The organism is Methanoculleus horonobensis (assembly GCF_001602375.1).
In the GTDB taxonomy this organism is placed as follows: Archaea; Halobacteriota; Methanomicrobia; order Methanomicrobiales; family Methanoculleaceae; genus Methanoculleus; species Methanoculleus horonobensis.
In genome coordinates this window covers 233,993-251,103 of the sequence record NZ_BCNY01000014.1, presented here as the reverse complement: position 1 = coordinate 251,103, position 17,111 = coordinate 233,993, and the positions used below count along the sequence as shown (strand labels likewise).

Sequence of the window (17,111 nt, the reverse complement as noted above, 5' to 3'; positions counted from 1 at the left end):
GTCTCTGACTTTTGTGCGGGATGAATTTAGATACATACCAAACCAGGAGACGAGATCGATGAGATCGCAGGATAACAACAATACCGTCCGTCTATCTCTCGTTGCAGCTGGATTCATAGTCTTTCTGCTGGCGGCAGCCGCGGCGGGGTGCACCGGCACCGATCGTCTGGATGGCGGGGAAGTCGTCGTCGCGGTCACGATACCGCCCGAAGAGGAGTTCGTAGAACGGGTGGGCGGCGATCACGTCCGGGTGATCCTGCTGGTGCCGCCGGGGGCCGACCCGCACACCTACGAACCCCCGCCGGGAACCCTCGCGGACGTCGCAGGGGCGGATATGTATGCCGTGGTCGGTTCGGGGATCGAGTTCGAACTCGCCTGGCGGGAGAAGATCGCCGCCCTGAACCCCGGGATGCTGGTCGTCGACTGTTCGCGCGGCGTCGACCTGATCACGACCGGTGACGCCGAACACGGGGGAACCGACCCCCACATCTGGACGTCCCCGAAGAACGCGAAGGTCATGGTCGAGGAGATCCGCGAGGGGCTCATAGCGGTCGATCCGGAGAACGCCGAAGACTACCGCCGGAACGCCGATGTCTACCTCGGGGAACTCGACGCCCTCGACGCGGAGATCGCCGATGCGCTCGCCGCATCGGGGGTGAAAACGATCATGGTCTACCACTCGTCGTGGGCCTACCTTGCCCGGGACTACGGCTTTACTGAGGTTCCGATCGAGAGCGAGGGAAAGGAACCCTCGCCGCAGAGGCTGGAGCACCTCATCAAGCAGGCGGAGGAGGAGAAGATAAAGGTGATATTCGCCTCGCCCGAGCATTCCACCCGGAGCGCCGAGGTGATCGCGGACGCGATCGGGGGCACCGTGGTGACGGTGAGCCCGCTCGCGAAGGACTACCTCGCGAACATGCAACGCGTGGCCTCGGCGTTTGCGGAGAGCGGCAGGCCATGACCGTTCCCGTGATCGAGGTCGAGGACGTCCGGGTCAGGCTGCGCGGCCATACCGTCCTCGAAGACGTGAACCTCACCGTCCACCAGGACGACTTCTACGCGATCATCGGGCCGAACGGCGGCGGGAAGACGACGCTTCTCCGGGTGATCCTCGGCCTCCTCCAGCCCTCCCGCGGCACGGTCAGGATCCTCGGCGGCACGGGGGCGGCGGCGAGGAAGGAACTCGGTTACGTCCCCCAGTTCCGGACGTTCGACTTCGAGTATCCCATCACCGTGCGGGAGATGATCCTCTCCGGCCGCCTCGGCCACATCACCCGAATCCCGCGGCGTTACGGGGCTGAAGACCATGCCCGGACAGAGGAAGCGCTCAGGATGATGGGCATCGCCGATCTCGCCGACCGGCAGATCCGGGATCTCTCCGGCGGAGAGCAGCAGCGCGCGATCATTGCCCGGGCGCTCGTCGGCGACCCGAAGGTGCTGCTCCTCGACGAACCGACGGTCTACGTGGACGCCCCGACGGCGGCGCAGTTCTACAGTATCCTCGACCGACTCCGCGAACGGATGGCGATCGTCCTCGTGACCCACGACATCGGGGTGATCCCGGAGCACGTGACCCGGGTCGCCTGCTTAAACCGGCGCCTCTACACGCACGACACGAACGAGATCACGCCGGATATGCTCGAAGCCGCATACCACTGCCCGGTCGATCTCATCGCCCACGGAGTTCCGCACCGGGTCTTTTCGGAGCACGCGGAGGAGGAGTGAGCATGTTCGAGATTCTCGGATTCGAGTTCTTCAGGAACGCCCTCATCGCCGGGGTGCTCGCGAGCGTAGCCTGCGGCATCATCGGCACCTACGTCGTGGTGCGGCGGATGGTCTCGGTCAGCGGCGGCATATCCCACGCGGCCTTCGGGGGGATCGGCCTCGGTTACTTCCTCGGGATAGACCCGCTCCTCGGCGCGACCGGGTTCACCGTGGCGACGGCGCTCGGGATGGGCACGCTCCAGCTCCGGGCCCGGCAGCAGATGGACACCATCATCGGCGCGGTCTGGGCGGCGGGGATGGCCATCGGGATCCTCTTCGTCTACTTAACCCCGGGATTCGCTCCAGATCTCTTCTCCTACCTCTTCGGGAACATCCTCCTCGTCCCAAGGGGAGACATCCTGTTGATGGGGGTGCTCGTCGCCATCATCGTCGCCGTCGTGGCTCTCCTCTACCGGGAGCTCCAGGCGGTCACGTTCGACCCGGACTATGCGACGGTCATGAACCTCCCGGTCGAGCGGCTCTCGCTCCTCCTCCTCGTGCTGATTGCGCTGACGGTGGTGATGCTGATCCGGGTGGTGGGGATCATCCTGGTGATCGCTCTCCTGACGCTCCCGGCGGCGATCAGCCGCCTTTACACCACCCGGATCCGGAGCATGATGCTCCTCGCCGTCATCCTCGGCATCGCCTTCACCATTGCGGGGATCCTGCTCTCCTACCTCCTCGACGTCCCCTCGGGCGCGACGATCATTCTCGTGAGCACGGTCGCGTATGCGGGCGCCCTCGCGACCGAGCGCCTCCGGCAGGGCGATTAGCAGGACAAACCGGTGCGCTTATGCCGGCATACGCGAGAGGTGAGTGAGCAATGGATCCGATCATCGAAGAGGGATACGCCCGCCTCCTCGAAACCCTTGAGGAACTGCAGGCGAAGAAGGAAGAGTCGGCCTCGGAACTCCGGGGCAACATGGGTGCCCTTCTTGCGCGGATGGCTGCCGATACGGCGCCGGTCGTGAAACAGATCGGGCTCGATATGCTCCGGCGCGCAAAGAGAGAGGCATCGGGGGATCTCTACGACCAGGAGTTCTACGAGAAGAAGATGATCGTTCTCGGGAAAGGCGACCCGCTCCCCTACCGCCCCGACGACCCGACGAAGCCCGTCGATGCGCAGATCTGCGTCCTCGACGAGGACGGGGCCTTCCACGAACTGATGTACACCAACACCGAGATCCGGACGGAATCCTATCTCGCGCCGCTCGCGCCGGAGGAGGCGTTCGAGATCTACGGCTACGAACTCGTCTTCATGCTCTACCGGGCGCTCTACGAGTACGCAGAGATGGACGAGGAGCTGACGGCCGCGCTCGCGCGGACGCTCGAGTATCTCGGGTCCTGAAAAACATTTTTTTGGAAAGCGCCCCCGGATATCGAGGGAGGGCCGGGTTTAGCGGGCCGCCCTGGGGGTTTTGATCGCTGCATGCGTGTGGTGGGGGGAGGCCAGCAACTTCCGAGCCTCGGGTGTCCCGAAGAGCAATGGGTGGGACACCACACCCGTGCACGGATTTCCACGGGATATCGCCATAGGGGAGTGCGACTGGCCGGAGGGTGCGACGTTCCAACGGAACGGAGCTGGAGCACCGTCAGGTGCGAAGGGCTGACGGGGGGTGCGACGGTTCGAAGCGCGACGGTTCGTGAGTGCGACTGCCGTCCCGGCAGGAGTTTGAGCACCGAAGGTGCGAGAACCGGAGCGTGAGCACCGAAGGTGCGAAGGAACGGAGCTCGACTACCGTCAGGTGGGAAGTGCGAGCGAAGCGAGCTTGAGCACCGATAGGTGCGAGGTGCGAACGTAGTGAGCATGAGAAACTCGAAGAGTTTCGAGGTGCGAGCGAAGCGAGCTTGAGCACCGATAGGTGCGAGGTGCGAACGTAGTGAGCATGAGAAACTCGAAGAGTTTCGAGGTGCGAGCGAAGCGAACACGAGAAGAACGAAGTTCTTCGAGGGGGCTTGCCCCCCTCCCCTGTCTCCACGTACTAATGAGTTCGTGTAACCCCCAACCCATCACCGGCGCCCGAAGATGGGAATGAGCGGTTCGGTGAGGTCGTGCCCGGCCCCGAGGGCCGTGAGGGGATACGAGCGCTGGAACTGCTGTCCCTCGGCGTTCTCGTAGGTGACGACTGCTTTTGCCTCCGAGACCATCGACGGCAGACTGAACCCGGACTCCTCGTCCGGGTCGAGCGAGGCGACCTCGAACACGATGTCGAGCGGAACGAGGGCGACGTGAATCTTCTGTGCCTTCCCGGTCCCCGTATTGATGACGATGATCTCCCGCGCATCCTCCGAGAGCCCTGCGGTGACGAGCGGGTAGTCCTCCGTATCTCCCATGATACGGAGACTCATCAGGATGGCGAGCACGAGGATCAGCGCGATGAGAGCGAAGAAGGGCTCGATGGTGAGTAGCCCGAGCACAATGAGGCCGCCCATCACCAGAACGATCTTCTGGTTCTTATCCATGCTAATGGGTTGGCTTACCGGGAATTATAAGAGTAGGTTTCTTGTGCGGTAGCGGCGGGACGGGGTTCGGGCGCTCTGCCCCGGGAGCCACCCGAGTCCATCATCGAGGAAGGGCAACACGACCATATACCGTCATCGCGAAGTACGTACGAGAGAGTTATGCTTGAGTTGAAGTTCGTTCGTGCACACCCCGAGATCGTCCGGGCAGACCTCACGAAGAGAGGAGACACCGAGAAACTTGTCTGGATCGACGAGGTGCTGGAGATGGACAGGAGGGCACGGGAACTCACCGTGGCGATCGGGAGCCTGCGAAACCGCAGAAACGTCATTTCCCGCGAGATCAGCCAGGCGAGGAAGGCGGGAGCGGAGATCGATGGGCTCCTTGCCGAGGCGGCGGGCCTTCCCGCGCGGGTCAACGAGGCCGAGGCGGAGTACGACGACCTCACCGAAGCGATAAAGTACCGCCTGATGCGGCTCCCGAACATCCTGCACGAGAGCGTGCCCGTCGGCAAGGACGACTCCGAGAACGTCGAGATCCGGCGGTGGGGCGAACCGAAACTTCCCGCGTTCGACCTGAAGAACCACGGCGCGCTCGCCGTCGAACACGACTGGGCGGACTTCGAGCGCGCGGCGAAGATCGCCGGATCCGGGTTCTACTTCCTGAAAGGCAGGCTCGCTCTGCTCGATATGGCGCTCCAGCGGTTTGCTATGGACCTTCTCGTCGAACGCGGATACACCCCGATCATCCCGCCCTACATGCTGAACCGGGCCGCATACGAGGGCGTGACCGACCTTGCCGACTTCGAGAACGTCATGTACAGGATCGACGGCGAGGACGAGTATCTGATCGCGACGAGCGAGCACCCGATGGCCGCGATGTACAGCGACGAGATCTTCGAGGAGAAGGATCTCCCGCTCCGTCTGGCGGGCTTGAGCCCGTGCTTCCGGCGCGAGATCGGGGCGCACGGACTCGATACGAAAGGCCTCTTCCGCGTCCACCAGTTCCACAAGGTGGAGCAGTTCGTCTACGCCACGCCGGAGCAGTCCTGGGACCTCCACGAGGAATTGATGGCGAACGCAGAGGAGGTCTTCCAGCAGCTCGGCCTTCCTTACCGGGTTGTCCTGATCTGCACGGGGGATATCGGAACGGTCGCCGCAAAGAAGTACGACCTCGAGGTCTGGATGCCGCGCGAGGGCTGCTACCGCGAAGCGGTCTCCTGCTCGAACTGCACGGCCTACCAGTCGGTCAGGCTGAACATCAAGGCGCGCGATCCGACCGAGTTCACCTCGAAGCGCTATCTGCACACCTTAAACAGCACCGCGATCGCGACCTCCCGCGCGATCCGGGCGATCCTCGAGAACAACCAGAACGAGGACGGCTCGGTCACGATCCCGAAGGCTCTCAGGCCCTACCTCTACGGCAGCGAGACGCTGTAGAGCACTCCGGGGCCTCTGGATCCACAATACATTCCCTGGCGGAGACGAACCGCCAGGAAACGACTACTTTCTTCGCAGTCCCGCTATCTCGCCGATCAGGACACCATGAATCCGGCGCTCCTCGGTGACGTCCTCATAGGTGACGTACTCTGTCCCGTCGGAGAGTTCGACAGGCGAGAAGCGGATCTCTTTCCCTTCCCCATCCCTGCACCGGACGGGATACGTCCGCGGCCGTGAGTGGCAGGGGCCGGCCGCTTCCCGGTCTGCCTTCCAGGCAGCGATCGCCTCGCGGCGGCGGACGGGATCCGGGAACGCAAGCCGGAACCAGTCTTTCCCGGTGGGGATATCCGCGAGCGTATACCCAAAAAGGTCGGTGAACGCCCGGTTAATGAAGGTGTAGCGGCCGTCGCTCTCGATGACGGCCGATGGAACGGGCGAGGAGTCGATCAGGTCCCGGAACCGGCTTTCGCTCCGGCGGAGCCGCTCCTCGGTCTGCCGCCGGGCGAGGGCAATGGAAGCCTGGCGGAGGAAAGATTCGATTGCAGACCTATCTTCGAGCACTTCCTCGGGTCCCATGCATATCCCGACCAGCCCGAAGAGCTGTTCCTGCCATACCAGCCCGGTGAGGTATATCTTCGCGATCTCGAATCTCTGCTGGAGCCTCTCGTAGGTATCTTCGGGAAATACGTGCAAGCACGCATCGGCAAACGATAACTCTTCATCCTCAAAATAGGGACTAAAATGCATCTCTCTCATGGCGAAAAACGTCGACGGAGACTCATTGAATGGGGCAGAGTAAAAGACCCCGCGGACGGGAAAGACCTTGCCAACAGGATCTTCTCCTATGATCTCCCTCACCGCGTTCCGAATGCTATCGGGAGTCATCGCACGTATGAAGAACTCCTGTTTGGCCTCATCATAAGAATGCACGTAACAGCGTGGATTCGGAACGATTTCCGCAATTGTTTCAGCGATATACTCGTAGATGTCCGCCTCCGTCGGCATATCGACGAGCTCCATCGCGGTCCGGGCGAGGAACTCCATGTTCCGGACGTACCGCTTCCGCTCGGTGATATCCTCGAGGACGAGGGTGCACCCCTTCTCGCCGTCCTCAAACGTCGTCGGGATCGCCTGCATCTGGTAGAAGAGGTCTCCTCCCTCGTCCCGCCGGTAAAGGAGATCGGTCATCACCTGCTCGCGTTCCAGGCCTTCGATGACGGCGATCGCCTCCGGGGAGGAGACGACGGGAAGGGCGGCCTCCGCGAGCGTCAGGCCGATCAGATCATCTTTCGAGCGTTTGAGGGCTCTCTGGCACTGGTCGTTGACCTGGACGATTCGCTGCTCGTTGTCAAGGATCAGGATCAGGTTCTTCGTGAAGCAGAGGAAGGCGGAGATCGGGACGCGCTGGGCGAGGGAGTAGAGTTTCGCGTTCCCGATATGCCGCACATCGACTTTACCGGCGATCTGAAGGATCTCGAGGTGTTTCGAGACCGAGTTCCGGGTGACGCCGAGTTGTTTCGCCACCTCGGTGATGGTCATGCCCTTCGGCCGAAACCGGAGGGCACGAAGGATACGGTTCGGGAGATCGTGCTCCTCCTGCATCATGGGTGCACACTTGCTGCACCGGTATATCTTACTTCTGCCGGGGACGCATCCCTGCCCAACACCTCACGGAATCGTCCTGACGATCCGCTCCCTCGTCACCTTCCCGGCAATGAATCGGGCGAGCGCGAGGAGCACGATCCCGACCGCCGCGAAGATAACCTCCGTCGTCACCGAGATGCCCGACCCGCCCGGTGCGATCCCCTGGAGCACGACGATGAGAAAGATGAACCCGAATATCAGCACGAACCCGAGGATCTGGTTCTCCCGCATCCCGAGCGCAAGCTGGGCCGCGCCGATCAGCCCGGCCGCGGCGGCGATCCAGACCGGGACGACGACCGCGAGGTGAAGGATGAGCAGGGGTTCGCCGGCTACGGGAGCGCTCGACAGGGTGTAAACCGCCGCAAGGGCCACTGCGGCCGAGACAAGAGTCATCAGATACGCCGGCACGGCGACCCCGGCGGCCTTCCCCTCCCAGAGGCGGCGGAGAGAGACCGGGGTGCAGAGGAGCGTCTCGATGGAGCCGTCCCGCTTCTCCCGGAAGAAGGCGTCGGCGCAGAAGAGATAGCCCATAAATACCCCGACCGGGAGGGTGATTGCGGCGATGCCGCCGGCAACGGCCGTAGCGTCTTCACCGGCGCTTGCAGCGATCCCGAGGATCGTCACAACGGGGAACCATACGGCGAAGATGAGCGCCGCGATGAGGGCGCTCCGGTTCCGGAAGGCGAGCTTCATTTCCCGCCGGGCGATGATGGCAAACGTGCTCATGCCTCGCCCTCCGCTCTGCCGACGTGTTCGAGATAGATCTCCTCAAGCGACCGCGACGACCGGCGGACCTCCTCGATCCGGAACCCCGCCCCGACAAGGGCTGCAACGAGGTCGGGTGTCGCGCCGGAGTCGGCGAGGATGCAACCGAGGCGGTCGCCGTCCGCGTCGCACTCCGTGACGTACGGCAATCTCCCCACGACCTCGCACGCGCGGTCGACGGCACCGGCGAGGGTGATCGTCACGGCCGGGCGGCCGGATGCCGCGGTGAGGTTCTCTACCGAGTCGAAGGCCCGGATCCTCCCTCCCGCGAGGATCGCGACCGTCGAGCAGATCCGCTGAACTTCGTCGAGGTGGTGGGAGTTCAAGAAGACGGTCATCTCCTCCCGCCGGGAGAGTTCGACGATGAGGTCGCGAACCATCCTCTGTGCGCCGGGATCGAGGCCGGAGGAGGGTTCGTCGAGGAAGACCACCTCGGGCCGGTGAAGGATCGCCCGGGCGATACCGAGCTTCCGCTTCATGCCGGTCGAGAACGTCCCGACCGGGTCGTCCCGCCGGTTGGCGAGATCGACGAGCGCGAGGAGTTCGTCGATCCGCTCTCCAGGCTCTTCGAGACCGTAGAGACCGGCGTAGTAGGCCAGGTTGTCCGCGGCGCTCATCCGGTCGGAAAGACCGTTGTTCTCGAAGAGCACCCCGACCCGCGCCCGCGCATCGTCATCCGCAGCAAGGTCGCGGCCGAGAACCCGGACCTCGCCCGCGCCGGGGGCAAGGAGGCCGAGCAGGATCCGGATTGTCGTGGTCTTCCCGGCGCCGTTCGGGCCGAGGTAGCCGAAGATCTCGCCGTGCCCGACGGTGAACGAGACGTCGCGGAGGATATCGCGGCCGTCGAACGACCGCGAGAGTCCCCGGACTTCGACGGCGTTCACGCCCGCCTCCTCCTCCCGCGCCGCACGGCACAGGGCCGGGAGAGGGCGGGACGGATACAGGATCCAGCCGCATGACTGGGTGAAAGCATACCGATCAATTCCCGGCCACGGGGCATCAATCCATCGGTTTGTGCGGAAACAACCATGAGATTGCGCCGGAACCATATCCTGTAGGGTAGGGGAGGTCGGAGAAGGAACGCATCTGAAGTTTCACCCGGCTCTTCTCCCTCGCATTGCCGCGAAGAACCCGAGATGAACCGGACACGACTTCCCACCGGCTATCCCCACACACTGCCCCCGCCCCGCAGGAAGGGGGAGGAGCGTGAAGCGCGGGTGGGGTGGGGGCTACAGTTATCCGCGGCAGGTGGAGACAGGGGAGGGGGGATGCTCCCCTTCGCACCTCCGGTGCTCAAGCTCGCTACGCTCGCACTTCCCACCTGACGGTGGTCGAGCTCCGGTTCTACGAACCATCGCACTCGCACCTCCGGTGCTCAAGCTCGCTACGCTCGCACTCCGCACCCTTCGGGTGCTCATGCTCCTGCCCCGAAAACGCTTCGCGTTTTCTCATGCTCCTGCCGTTCCGGCAGTCGCACCCTCCGGCCAGTCGCACTCCCCGTCAGCCCCTCAAAGAACTTCGTTCTTCTCATGCTCCTGCCCTTCGGCCAGTCGCACTCCCCCAATGGCGATACCCCCACGAAAGCCGTATCCGGGAGGGGAGCCATACATCCCCCTATCTAGAGCCTATCCCCAGGCAGTGTACCGTGGGGGTATCGCCATGACTGCCCCCGCCCCAAGGGGCGGGGAACGACTGCTGGAACAGCAGGAGTTTGAGCACCGAAGGTGCGGAGGAGGAGGCCGAAGGCCGGGTGGGGTGGGGTTACAACAGATATACCGGATTGGTAAGAGGCTGCAAAGAGGTATCGCCAAACACCCGGACGCACCGCGCCCCATATCCTCCATCCGGCCCAGACCTTCTCCCGCTGAAATGGGAACTATTATGGAGGCGGAGAGGAGATTATCATCATTATAGGCAGGAACGCCCCGTGCTCCACCCCGGGCCGGTCGTTTCGCCAGGAGCCACTACCATGGAGTTCGCTTACGGCATCGACGACCGGCCGCGACCGGCATCGCTCCTCATCTTCGGCCTCCAGTGGCTCGCGGTGAGCGTTCCCCTCGTCCTCATCATCGGCAGGGTGGTTGCCGGGCTCGATACCGACGGATCGACCGTCCCGTACCTCCAGAGACTCTTCCTCCTCGTCGCGCTGGTGCTGCTCGCGCAGGTGTATCTCGGGCACAGGCTCCCCCTGGTGCTCGGCCCGGCGACGGTGCTCCTGGTCGGCATCCTTGCAAGCCTCGATACAGGGTTTCCAGCCATCAATGCGTCGCTGGTGATCGGCGGGCTCCTCCTCGCCGGTCTTGCGGCGACCGGTCTCATCGGGCACCTCCAGAGGCTCTTCACGTCCCGGGTGGTCGCGGTCGTCCTCATGCTCATCGCGTTCACCCTCGCACCCACCATCCTCGATCTCATCACGGACGGCGGCGGCACCGCTCCGGCGACGCAGACCTTCCTCTTTGCCGTCGCGTTCGCTCTCATCCTCTTCGCCGCAAACGGATATCTCACAGGGATATGGAAGTCAACTCTGGCGCTCTGGGCGATCCTTCTCGGCACCCCGATCTACATCGCTCTCTTCGGTGCGGTCTCCCTGCCGCCCGCGGATACCGCCCTCGTCGCGCTGCCCCAAAACCTTCTCGCGCCGCTCGCCGTGCCCGACGCCGGGGTGCTCGCAGCCTTCCTGATCTGCTACCTCGCGCTCGCCACGAACGACCTCGGGTCGATCCAGTCGGTGAGCGGTCTGCTCAAAGCCGACGGAATGGGCGAACGGGCAAAGCGCGGGGTGGCCGTCACCGGCCTCGGGAACGTCCTCGCGGGCGTTACCGGAGTGATCGGCCCGGTGAACTTCTCGCTCTCCCCGGGCATCATCGCCGCCACCGGGTGCGCGTCCCGGTTCGCTCTCGTCCCGGCCGCCGTAGCGATCGCGCTCATGGCCGCATCGCCGCTTGCCATCAGTCTCCTCAGCAGCATCCCCGGGCCGGTCATCGGCGTCGTCCTCGCCTACGTCATGGCCGCCCAGATCGCGGCGGGGCTCATGCTCGGGCAGGAGAGCGGGGCGGTCGGAACGTTCGACGGAGGGCTGATCGTCGGCATCCCCCTCCTTCTCGGGACACTGGTAGCCTTCCTGCCTCCGGAGGTCGCCACAGGACTCCCGGCAATGATCCGCCCCCTGCTCACCAACGGCTTTGTCGTGGGCATCGTCACCGTCCTCGTCCTCGAGCATATCGTCTACCGGCGGCGACAGGCAGATCGAACCTAACGGATGCGCTCGGTGCGCTCGTCCACCGCCTCACGTTTCTCGGGATTAAAAATAGGACAGCGAGATTCGGACGACCACCGGTTATCAGCCGGATGCACTATCTGTTCGAACAAACCCTGAAAACGAGATGGAACGAAAAACAATGGGCCCGGTGCGATTCGAACGCACGACCTCCCGGTTATCAGCCGGGTGCACCACCGGCTATGCTACGGGCCCGATACACCTGTACTGGTGCCTACAAATATTGTACAATATTCAATTTAAAGGTTGTGCAAGGACTCTGCTCCAGAATCGTCTGAGAATGGCACCGGCGAAGAAGATGCAGGGGTAACGGCACGGGACGAACTCCAGAGATGGCTACCCACCCGCAAATGAAGCCGGCGTGCATGACCGTATCGGGGACACGACCGACAATCCCCCTGAGAACAATGATATGCAAAGGATACCGGCCGTCGCGACTGCCCTGCAATACCCGGCGTTTCGGCACCGGATTGGTTCTGACAGGCATCCAAAGGGCTATGTTGAAAACCGATGATAGAAGTATAGTTGAGTGGAACAATGGCAGTACGATACCTACTCGGAAACGAGGGCATCGCTCACGCATGCCTGGAGGCAAATATTGATTTTGCCAGCGGCTACCCGGGAACGCCGTCCTCCGAAGTGATCGACGTCCTCAGGGTACAGAAGGAGCGGCCCTTCACCGTGGAGTGGTCCACGAACGAGAAGGTCGCCTTCGAGAACGCGCTCGCCGCCGCCTGGTGCGGGGTTCGCGCGCTCTGCACCATGAAGCACGTCGGGCTGAACGTGGCGGCCGATCCCCTGATGACGAGCGCATACACCGGGGTGACCGGCGGGTTCGTCATCCTCTCCGCCGACGACCCCTTCGCGCACAGTTCCCAGAACGAGCAGGACACCCGGCGCTACGCGCACTTCGCCCGGCTCCCCTGCCTCGACCCGGCATCAGTCCAGGAAGCGCACGACATGATACGGGACGCCTTCGCCCTCTCCGAGGAGTTCGGCCTGCCGGTGATCTTCCGCCCCACCACCCGGATCTGCCACTCGAAGGGCGACGTCGACCTCGGTGAGATCGGCACCGATCACCGGACCGCCGAGTTCCGGCGCGACCCGAAGCAGTATGTGGTCATCCCCGCGCACACCCGGGTTCTGCACAAGATACTGAACAAGAAACAGCCGGCCCTGAAGGAGCGGCTGGTCGAACTCGGCTACAACCGCCACACCGTCCGGGGCAGAACCGCCGTCGTCGCGAGCGGCGTCTCGGCCGCCTACGTCCAGGAAGTGCTCCCCGAAGACGTCTCGCTCGCGATCGTCGGCGCCTACCCGATCGACGAGGAGTGGCTGGCGGCCTTCGTCGACCGGCACGAGAAGGTTCTCGTCGTCGAGGAACTCGACCCGGTCGTCGAAGAGGTTGTCCGGCAGGTGGCGACGAAGACCGAGGTCTTCGGTAAGATGACCGGTACGGTCCCGTACGAAGGGGAGTTCACCCCGGCGATCGTCGCCGCCGCGCTCGATAAGGCGGGCATGGCACCCACGGCGACTTTCCCGGCGGCCGCCCCGGTTCCGGGAGTGCCGCCCCGCCCGCCGATCCTCTGCGCAGGGTGCATGCACCGGCCGACGTTCTACGCGATCCGGAAGGTCTTCCGCGACGGCATCTTCCCGAGCGACATCGGGTGCTACACCCTCGGGCTCCAGCTCGGCGCGGTGGACACCACCATCTGCATGGGCGCCTCGATCACCGTCGGGAGCGGGATCGCCCGGTCGGGAGAGGAGCGCCCCGTGGTCTCGACCATCGGCGACTCGACGTTCCTGCACACGGGCATACCGGGGCTCTTGAACGCCGTCTACAACGGCGCCGATATGGTCGTCGTCATCCTGGACAACCGGATCACCGCCATGACCGGCCACCAGCCGAACCCCAACACCGGAATGACCGCAACGGGCGAGGAGAGCACCCCGATATCGCTCGATGCGATCTGCCGGTCGTGCGGGGTCTCCTGGGTCGAGACGGTCGACCCCTACGACCTGCCCGTGCTCCTCGACACCTTCCGAAAGGCGAAGGAGAGGAGGGGCGTCCGGGTCGTCATCGCAAAACAGCCCTGCGTCATCACCGCACGACGGAGCGGGATCAAGCGCAAACCCTACACGGTCGACCCCGAACGGTGCACGGGCTGTGGCGCCTGCAGATCGTTCGGCTGCCCGGCGATCGCGTTCGTCGACAAGAACGCGACGATCACCGAACTCTGCGCCGGCTGCGGCGTCTGCACGGATATCTGTCCGTCGGGCGCGATCGTTCTGGAGGGACGGCGATGAAACCCTCGTTCGACGTCCTGATCGTCGGTATCGGCGGCCAGGGAACTGTTCTCGCCTCGAACGTCCTCGGGGAGGCCTGCATCATCGAGAACCGGACCGTCCGGAGCGCCGAGACCCACGGGATGGCGCAGCGCGGCGGGTCGGTGGAGAGCCACATCCGCATCGACGGAAAGCACGGCTCCCTGATCGTGCCGGGGACGGCCGATCTCCTCGTCGCCTTCGACCTCCTCGAGGCGCTCCGCTACCGGCATTACCTCCCGGCAGGAGGGAGGCTTGTCGTGAACCGGAACCTGGTCGTCCCGACGTCGGTCTACCAGCAGGGCATGGACGTCCCCGACGAGGAGAGCATCCTTGCCGCGCTCGCCGACCTCGACGTCACCTGCATCGACGCCGCGGCCCTCGCAGAGGAGGCGGGGAGCATCCTCTCGCAGAACATCGTGATGCTCGGCGCGGCGTCGGGCGATATCCCCCTCCGGGCCGAGACCCTCGAAGAGGCGGTGCGGCGGTGCGTGCCGCAAAAGACCGTCGAGGTCAACACCGCAGCATTCCGGCTCGGCCGGGAGAAGGGCGCCGGCGCGCCCTGAGAGAGATCCACCCCCCACCCCTATTTTACCGCAGAACGGGGTGCCGTAACCTGTATAACTCATCCTGCCGAGCTGGTATGCCATGAGCGAGCGGGGTAGCGTTGAAGGGCCGTTAGCGGTCGACGATGCCGGGCGCGAGCGGCAGCTCGCGTTCTTCGAGAAGCCGGAGGTTCCGGACTATATCCAGAGGATCGTCGAGTCCTACACCGAGAAGAAGACCGCCAAGTCCTGGGACGACCCGGTCGTGCTCGACCGGATGCGTAACGCCATCCTCGCCCAGAAGAGCCGATACTGGAAGGAGAAGCGGGTGAGTTACCGGAAGGCCTACCAGGTTCTCGGCTACCTGGCCTACCACGCACCGGTCTACCTGGTGCAGTTCGAGCACATCCTCTGGCAGGTCATCAACCAGGGGCTCGCAAAACCCCATATGCGGATCCTCGATCTCGGCACCGGGCCGGGAGTCGTGCCGCTCGCCGTCATCGACCTTCTCGGACGGCTCGGGAACGGTTCCGCGGATGTCTACGCCGTCGAGCAGTCGGAGGAGCACCTCGAGGCCTACAACGCCCTCGTCCCGGCCGCCGCTGCGGCGCGAGGCAACGCCGTGCGGGTGGAAAAGCCCATCCGCGCCGACATCGGGGCGCTCGAGGCAGGTGACCTGCCCGACCGGATTGACCTCATGGTCTTCTCGAACGTCTTGAACGAACTCCGCCACCTCGATACCGACCGGCGCGCCGACCTTGTCGCCTCCCTTGCCGAACGGCTCGCGCCCGACGGGACGATCGTCGTCGTGGAGCCCGCCGACCTCGCGAACTCCACCGCCATGCGGCAGACCGTGCGGGCGATAGCGGAGCGCGGCCTTACCATCTACAGCCCCTGCTCGTTCATCCGCGGAACCGCCTGCAACCCCGTCCGGTGCTGGACGTTCGAGCAGAAAGGCGACATCCGGCCGACCCGGTTGATGGAGCGCCTCGCAGCGGAGAAAGACGGTTACCGGTTCGTGAACACCGATATCAAATACTCGTCGGCGCTCCTGCGAAAGGATACAAAGACGCAGCACGCCTACCGCGTCCCGCCGGGAGCGAAGTTCGCTCCTCTCTCCCACCTCCGCCGGCACCGCGACAAAAAGATCAACGTCGTCGCCGCGCTGATCTCCGGCAACCTCGGGGATAACCGGACGAAGGTCTACAAGGTCTGCGACGGGACGCCGGCAGACCCCGCCTACGCCGTCGTCCCGGCGACCCTCCGCGGCACGAACCGCGACGCGCTCGATGGTCTCCCCTACGGCGATATCGTCCGGCTCTACGGGGTTCTCGTCCGGTTCAACCGCGACCACGGCGCCTACAACCTGGTCGTCCTGCCGGGGACGCGGATCGAGCCGGTCGGGTGTTCGGGGGGAGAAGGGGGCAGAGTGGCGGACATGTAAGCAGGAGTTACTCCTCCTGCCGGCACTCAGGTATAGTTACCGTCATCTTATCACAGGCGAGAAGAGAAAACAGGAACCGATTGCAGAACGGGCTCTTCGATAGCACCTCAGAGCAGTAAGAGCTCGATAAAAACCCGATCAACTGGACCGTGGTGGCTATCGCGTCTGGGGGAGGGGTTTCAGGGGAGGGGGGAGACCCCCCTCGAAGAACTTCGTTCTTCTCATGCTCCCTTCGGTCGCACTCCCCATTGTCCCCACCCCCCATGGCGATACCCCCTCGAAATCCGTAAATGGGGTATAGCAGGTAGCAAGTACCACCGGCGATTCCGCATGCCGATAACGTCCCCGGAAAAACCCTATGATATTAGCAAGGTTGCGGTGAATCTGCCGGACTGAGGGCATTCGGCCAAAAAAAGATACTACGCCCCGCCGCCACCGGCACGGAACGGAGAGGCATCCCTGAGCGCGTAGAGCAGCCCCCCGTAACCGAGACTGACCGCGACGATCTGGACGATCCCCCCGAGCAGCGGGATGAAGATGAGGATCTGCAGGATCACGAACCCGAGGACAAAGATCCACGCGCGCCCCGGGCTCCATCCCGCCCGGGAAGCGATGACGTCCCCGAGGGCGTATGCGACAAAGAGCGACGAGAGCATCAGGGCAACGATGAAGAGCAGTCCTGCGACGAGTGCGACGGGGAGACCGACGATCGTGATCGCGATGATGAAGAGGATGATCGCCGATACGATGATCGCGACGAACCCGAGAACCGTCAGGAGAACCGGGTTCTTCTCGACCTGCCCGACCACCGCCGCAAAGAGGTCGGGGAACCCCCGGATGAGGAGAAGGCCGAGGATAAGGAACCCGACGGCGAAGAGCACCGAGAAGAGGTCGGGCAACAGTCCGGGCTCCTCCGGCTCCTCGAACGTCACGTTCCCGGCCGTGCCGGGATTGTTGAACGTCCCGCCCGATACCGTCAGGTTCCGGAGGACCGATCCCGCGTTGGTGACCTCCCCCGCCGAGATGAACGCGTCGCGTTCTATGACGGCATTCTCCCCGATCCTGACCGTGCCCCCGGTGATGAGAGCGTTCGTAGCGTTCCCGTTCAACTCGATCTCGCCCCCGGCGGCAAGCACCTTCCCGCCGACATCGCCGTTGACTATCAGGGTGCCTCCCGCGGCGATGACGTCGCCGGCGACCGGCGCATCCACCGTCACCATGCCCCCGGCGACCGTCAGGCTGTCTACGGGGGCGTTGACGGTCACGGATCCGCCCGAGGCGACCACGTCGTCGGGGATGGGAGTCTCGATCACCTGCTGATCCCCGCTGAGGAACGTGAGCGCCTGGGCTCCGGACGGGATGAGCAGCAGGCCGAGAATCAGCACTGCCAGATGCTTCATATACCAGGAATGGATCGCTCCCCTCAAAAACCTTCGTGCGGAAGGGG

At 64.0% G+C, this 17,111-nt stretch carries 14 protein-coding genes and 1 tRNA gene; 9 read left to right on the top strand and 6 right to left on the bottom strand.

Annotated elements, in window-relative coordinates:
* Window positions 1-58: 58 nt before the first annotated feature.
* The 4 genes from MCUHO_RS06270 to MCUHO_RS06255 are packed head-to-tail and all read left to right on the top strand — an operon-like array spanning window position 59 to window position 3,112.
* Complete coding sequence (locus tag MCUHO_RS06270; protein ID WP_067075336.1) at window positions 59-961, top strand: metal ABC transporter solute-binding protein, Zn/Mn family; 903 nt, start codon at window positions 59-61, stop codon at window positions 959-961.
* Window positions 958-1,725, top strand: coding sequence for a metal ABC transporter ATP-binding protein (locus MCUHO_RS06265; protein WP_067075333.1), 768 nt, complete (start codon window positions 958-960; stop codon window positions 1,723-1,725). Before MCUHO_RS06270 ends, MCUHO_RS06265 begins: the two co-directional genes overlap by 4 nt.
* Before the next feature lie 2 nt (window positions 1,726-1,727).
* Window positions 1,728-2,537: a metal ABC transporter permease gene (locus MCUHO_RS06260; RefSeq protein WP_067075330.1), complete on the top strand. Its 810-nt coding sequence runs from the start codon at window positions 1,728-1,730 to the stop codon at window positions 2,535-2,537.
* A gap of 50 nt (window positions 2,538-2,587) precedes the next feature.
* The gene (locus MCUHO_RS06255; RefSeq protein ID WP_067075327.1) at window positions 2,588-3,112 is read left to right on the top strand and encodes a hypothetical protein; all 525 of its coding nucleotides are present in this window, start codon (window positions 2,588-2,590) and stop codon (window positions 3,110-3,112) included.
* A gap of 662 nt (window positions 3,113-3,774) precedes the next feature.
* Here MCUHO_RS06255 and MCUHO_RS06250 read toward each other — a convergent pair.
* Window positions 3,775-4,227 carry a hypothetical protein gene (locus tag MCUHO_RS06250; protein ID WP_067075324.1) on the bottom strand — a complete coding sequence of 151 codons (453 nt, stop codon included), beginning with the start codon at window positions 4,225-4,227 and terminating at the stop codon, window positions 3,775-3,777.
* 159 nt (window positions 4,228-4,386) lie between these two features.
* On the opposite strand from MCUHO_RS06250, the gene serS reads away from it, so the two are divergent.
* Entirely contained in the window at window positions 4,387-5,664 is a 1,278-nt protein-coding gene (gene serS / locus MCUHO_RS06245) for a serine--tRNA ligase (RefSeq protein WP_067075322.1), read from the top strand.
* A 63-nt stretch (window positions 5,665-5,727) separates the two neighbouring features.
* Here the strand turns inward: serS and MCUHO_RS06240 are convergent, their stop codons facing one another.
* The 3 genes from MCUHO_RS06240 to MCUHO_RS06230 form a co-directional block, all read right to left on the bottom strand.
* Window positions 5,728-7,269, bottom strand: a complete 1,542-nt coding sequence (locus MCUHO_RS06240) for a PAS domain-containing protein (RefSeq protein ID WP_235808188.1) — start codon at window positions 7,267-7,269, stop codon at window positions 5,728-5,730.
* Between the two features lie 63 nt (window positions 7,270-7,332).
* Window positions 7,333-8,034, bottom strand: coding sequence for a heme exporter protein CcmB (locus MCUHO_RS06235; RefSeq protein ID WP_067075318.1), 702 nt, complete (start codon window positions 8,032-8,034; stop codon window positions 7,333-7,335).
* Window positions 8,031-8,957 (bottom strand): ABC transporter ATP-binding protein, encoded by a 927-nt coding sequence (locus MCUHO_RS06230; protein ID WP_067075315.1) that lies wholly within the window; start codon window positions 8,955-8,957, stop codon window positions 8,031-8,033. The genes MCUHO_RS06235 and MCUHO_RS06230 overlap by 4 nt, the downstream gene beginning before the upstream one ends.
* 1,085 nt (window positions 8,958-10,042) lie before the next feature.
* Here MCUHO_RS06230 and MCUHO_RS06225 point away from each other — a divergent pair.
* A complete protein-coding gene (locus MCUHO_RS06225; protein ID WP_067075312.1) occupies window positions 10,043-11,329 on the top strand; it encodes a solute carrier family 23 protein in 1,287 nt (428 codons plus the stop codon).
* Between the two features lie 143 nt (window positions 11,330-11,472).
* Here MCUHO_RS06225 and MCUHO_RS06220 read toward each other — a convergent pair.
* Window positions 11,473-11,545: transfer RNA gene (locus MCUHO_RS06220), tRNA-Ile, on the bottom strand.
* 342 nt (window positions 11,546-11,887) lie between these two features.
* Between MCUHO_RS06220 and iorA the strand changes: the two genes are divergently transcribed.
* The 3 genes from iorA (at window position 11,888) to MCUHO_RS06205 (ending at window position 15,664) form a co-directional block, all read left to right on the top strand.
* Window positions 11,888-13,657: an indolepyruvate ferredoxin oxidoreductase subunit alpha gene (iorA, locus tag MCUHO_RS06215; protein ID WP_067075309.1), complete on the top strand. Its 1,770-nt coding sequence runs from the start codon at window positions 11,888-11,890 to the stop codon at window positions 13,655-13,657.
* Entirely contained in the window at window positions 13,654-14,241 is a 588-nt protein-coding gene (locus MCUHO_RS06210) for an indolepyruvate oxidoreductase subunit beta (RefSeq protein ID WP_067075306.1), read from the top strand. The genes iorA and MCUHO_RS06210 overlap by 4 nt, the downstream gene beginning before the upstream one ends.
* Window positions 14,242-14,323: 82 nt before the next feature.
* Entirely contained in the window at window positions 14,324-15,664 is a 1,341-nt protein-coding gene (locus tag MCUHO_RS06205; protein ID WP_067075303.1) for a small ribosomal subunit Rsm22 family protein, read from the top strand.
* A gap of 419 nt (window positions 15,665-16,083) precedes the next feature.
* Here the strand turns inward: MCUHO_RS06205 and MCUHO_RS06200 are convergent, their stop codons facing one another.
* A complete protein-coding gene (locus MCUHO_RS06200) occupies window positions 16,084-17,064 on the bottom strand; it encodes a hypothetical protein (protein ID WP_067075300.1) in 981 nt (326 codons plus the stop codon).
* Between the last annotated feature and the right edge of the window lie 47 nt (window positions 17,065-17,111).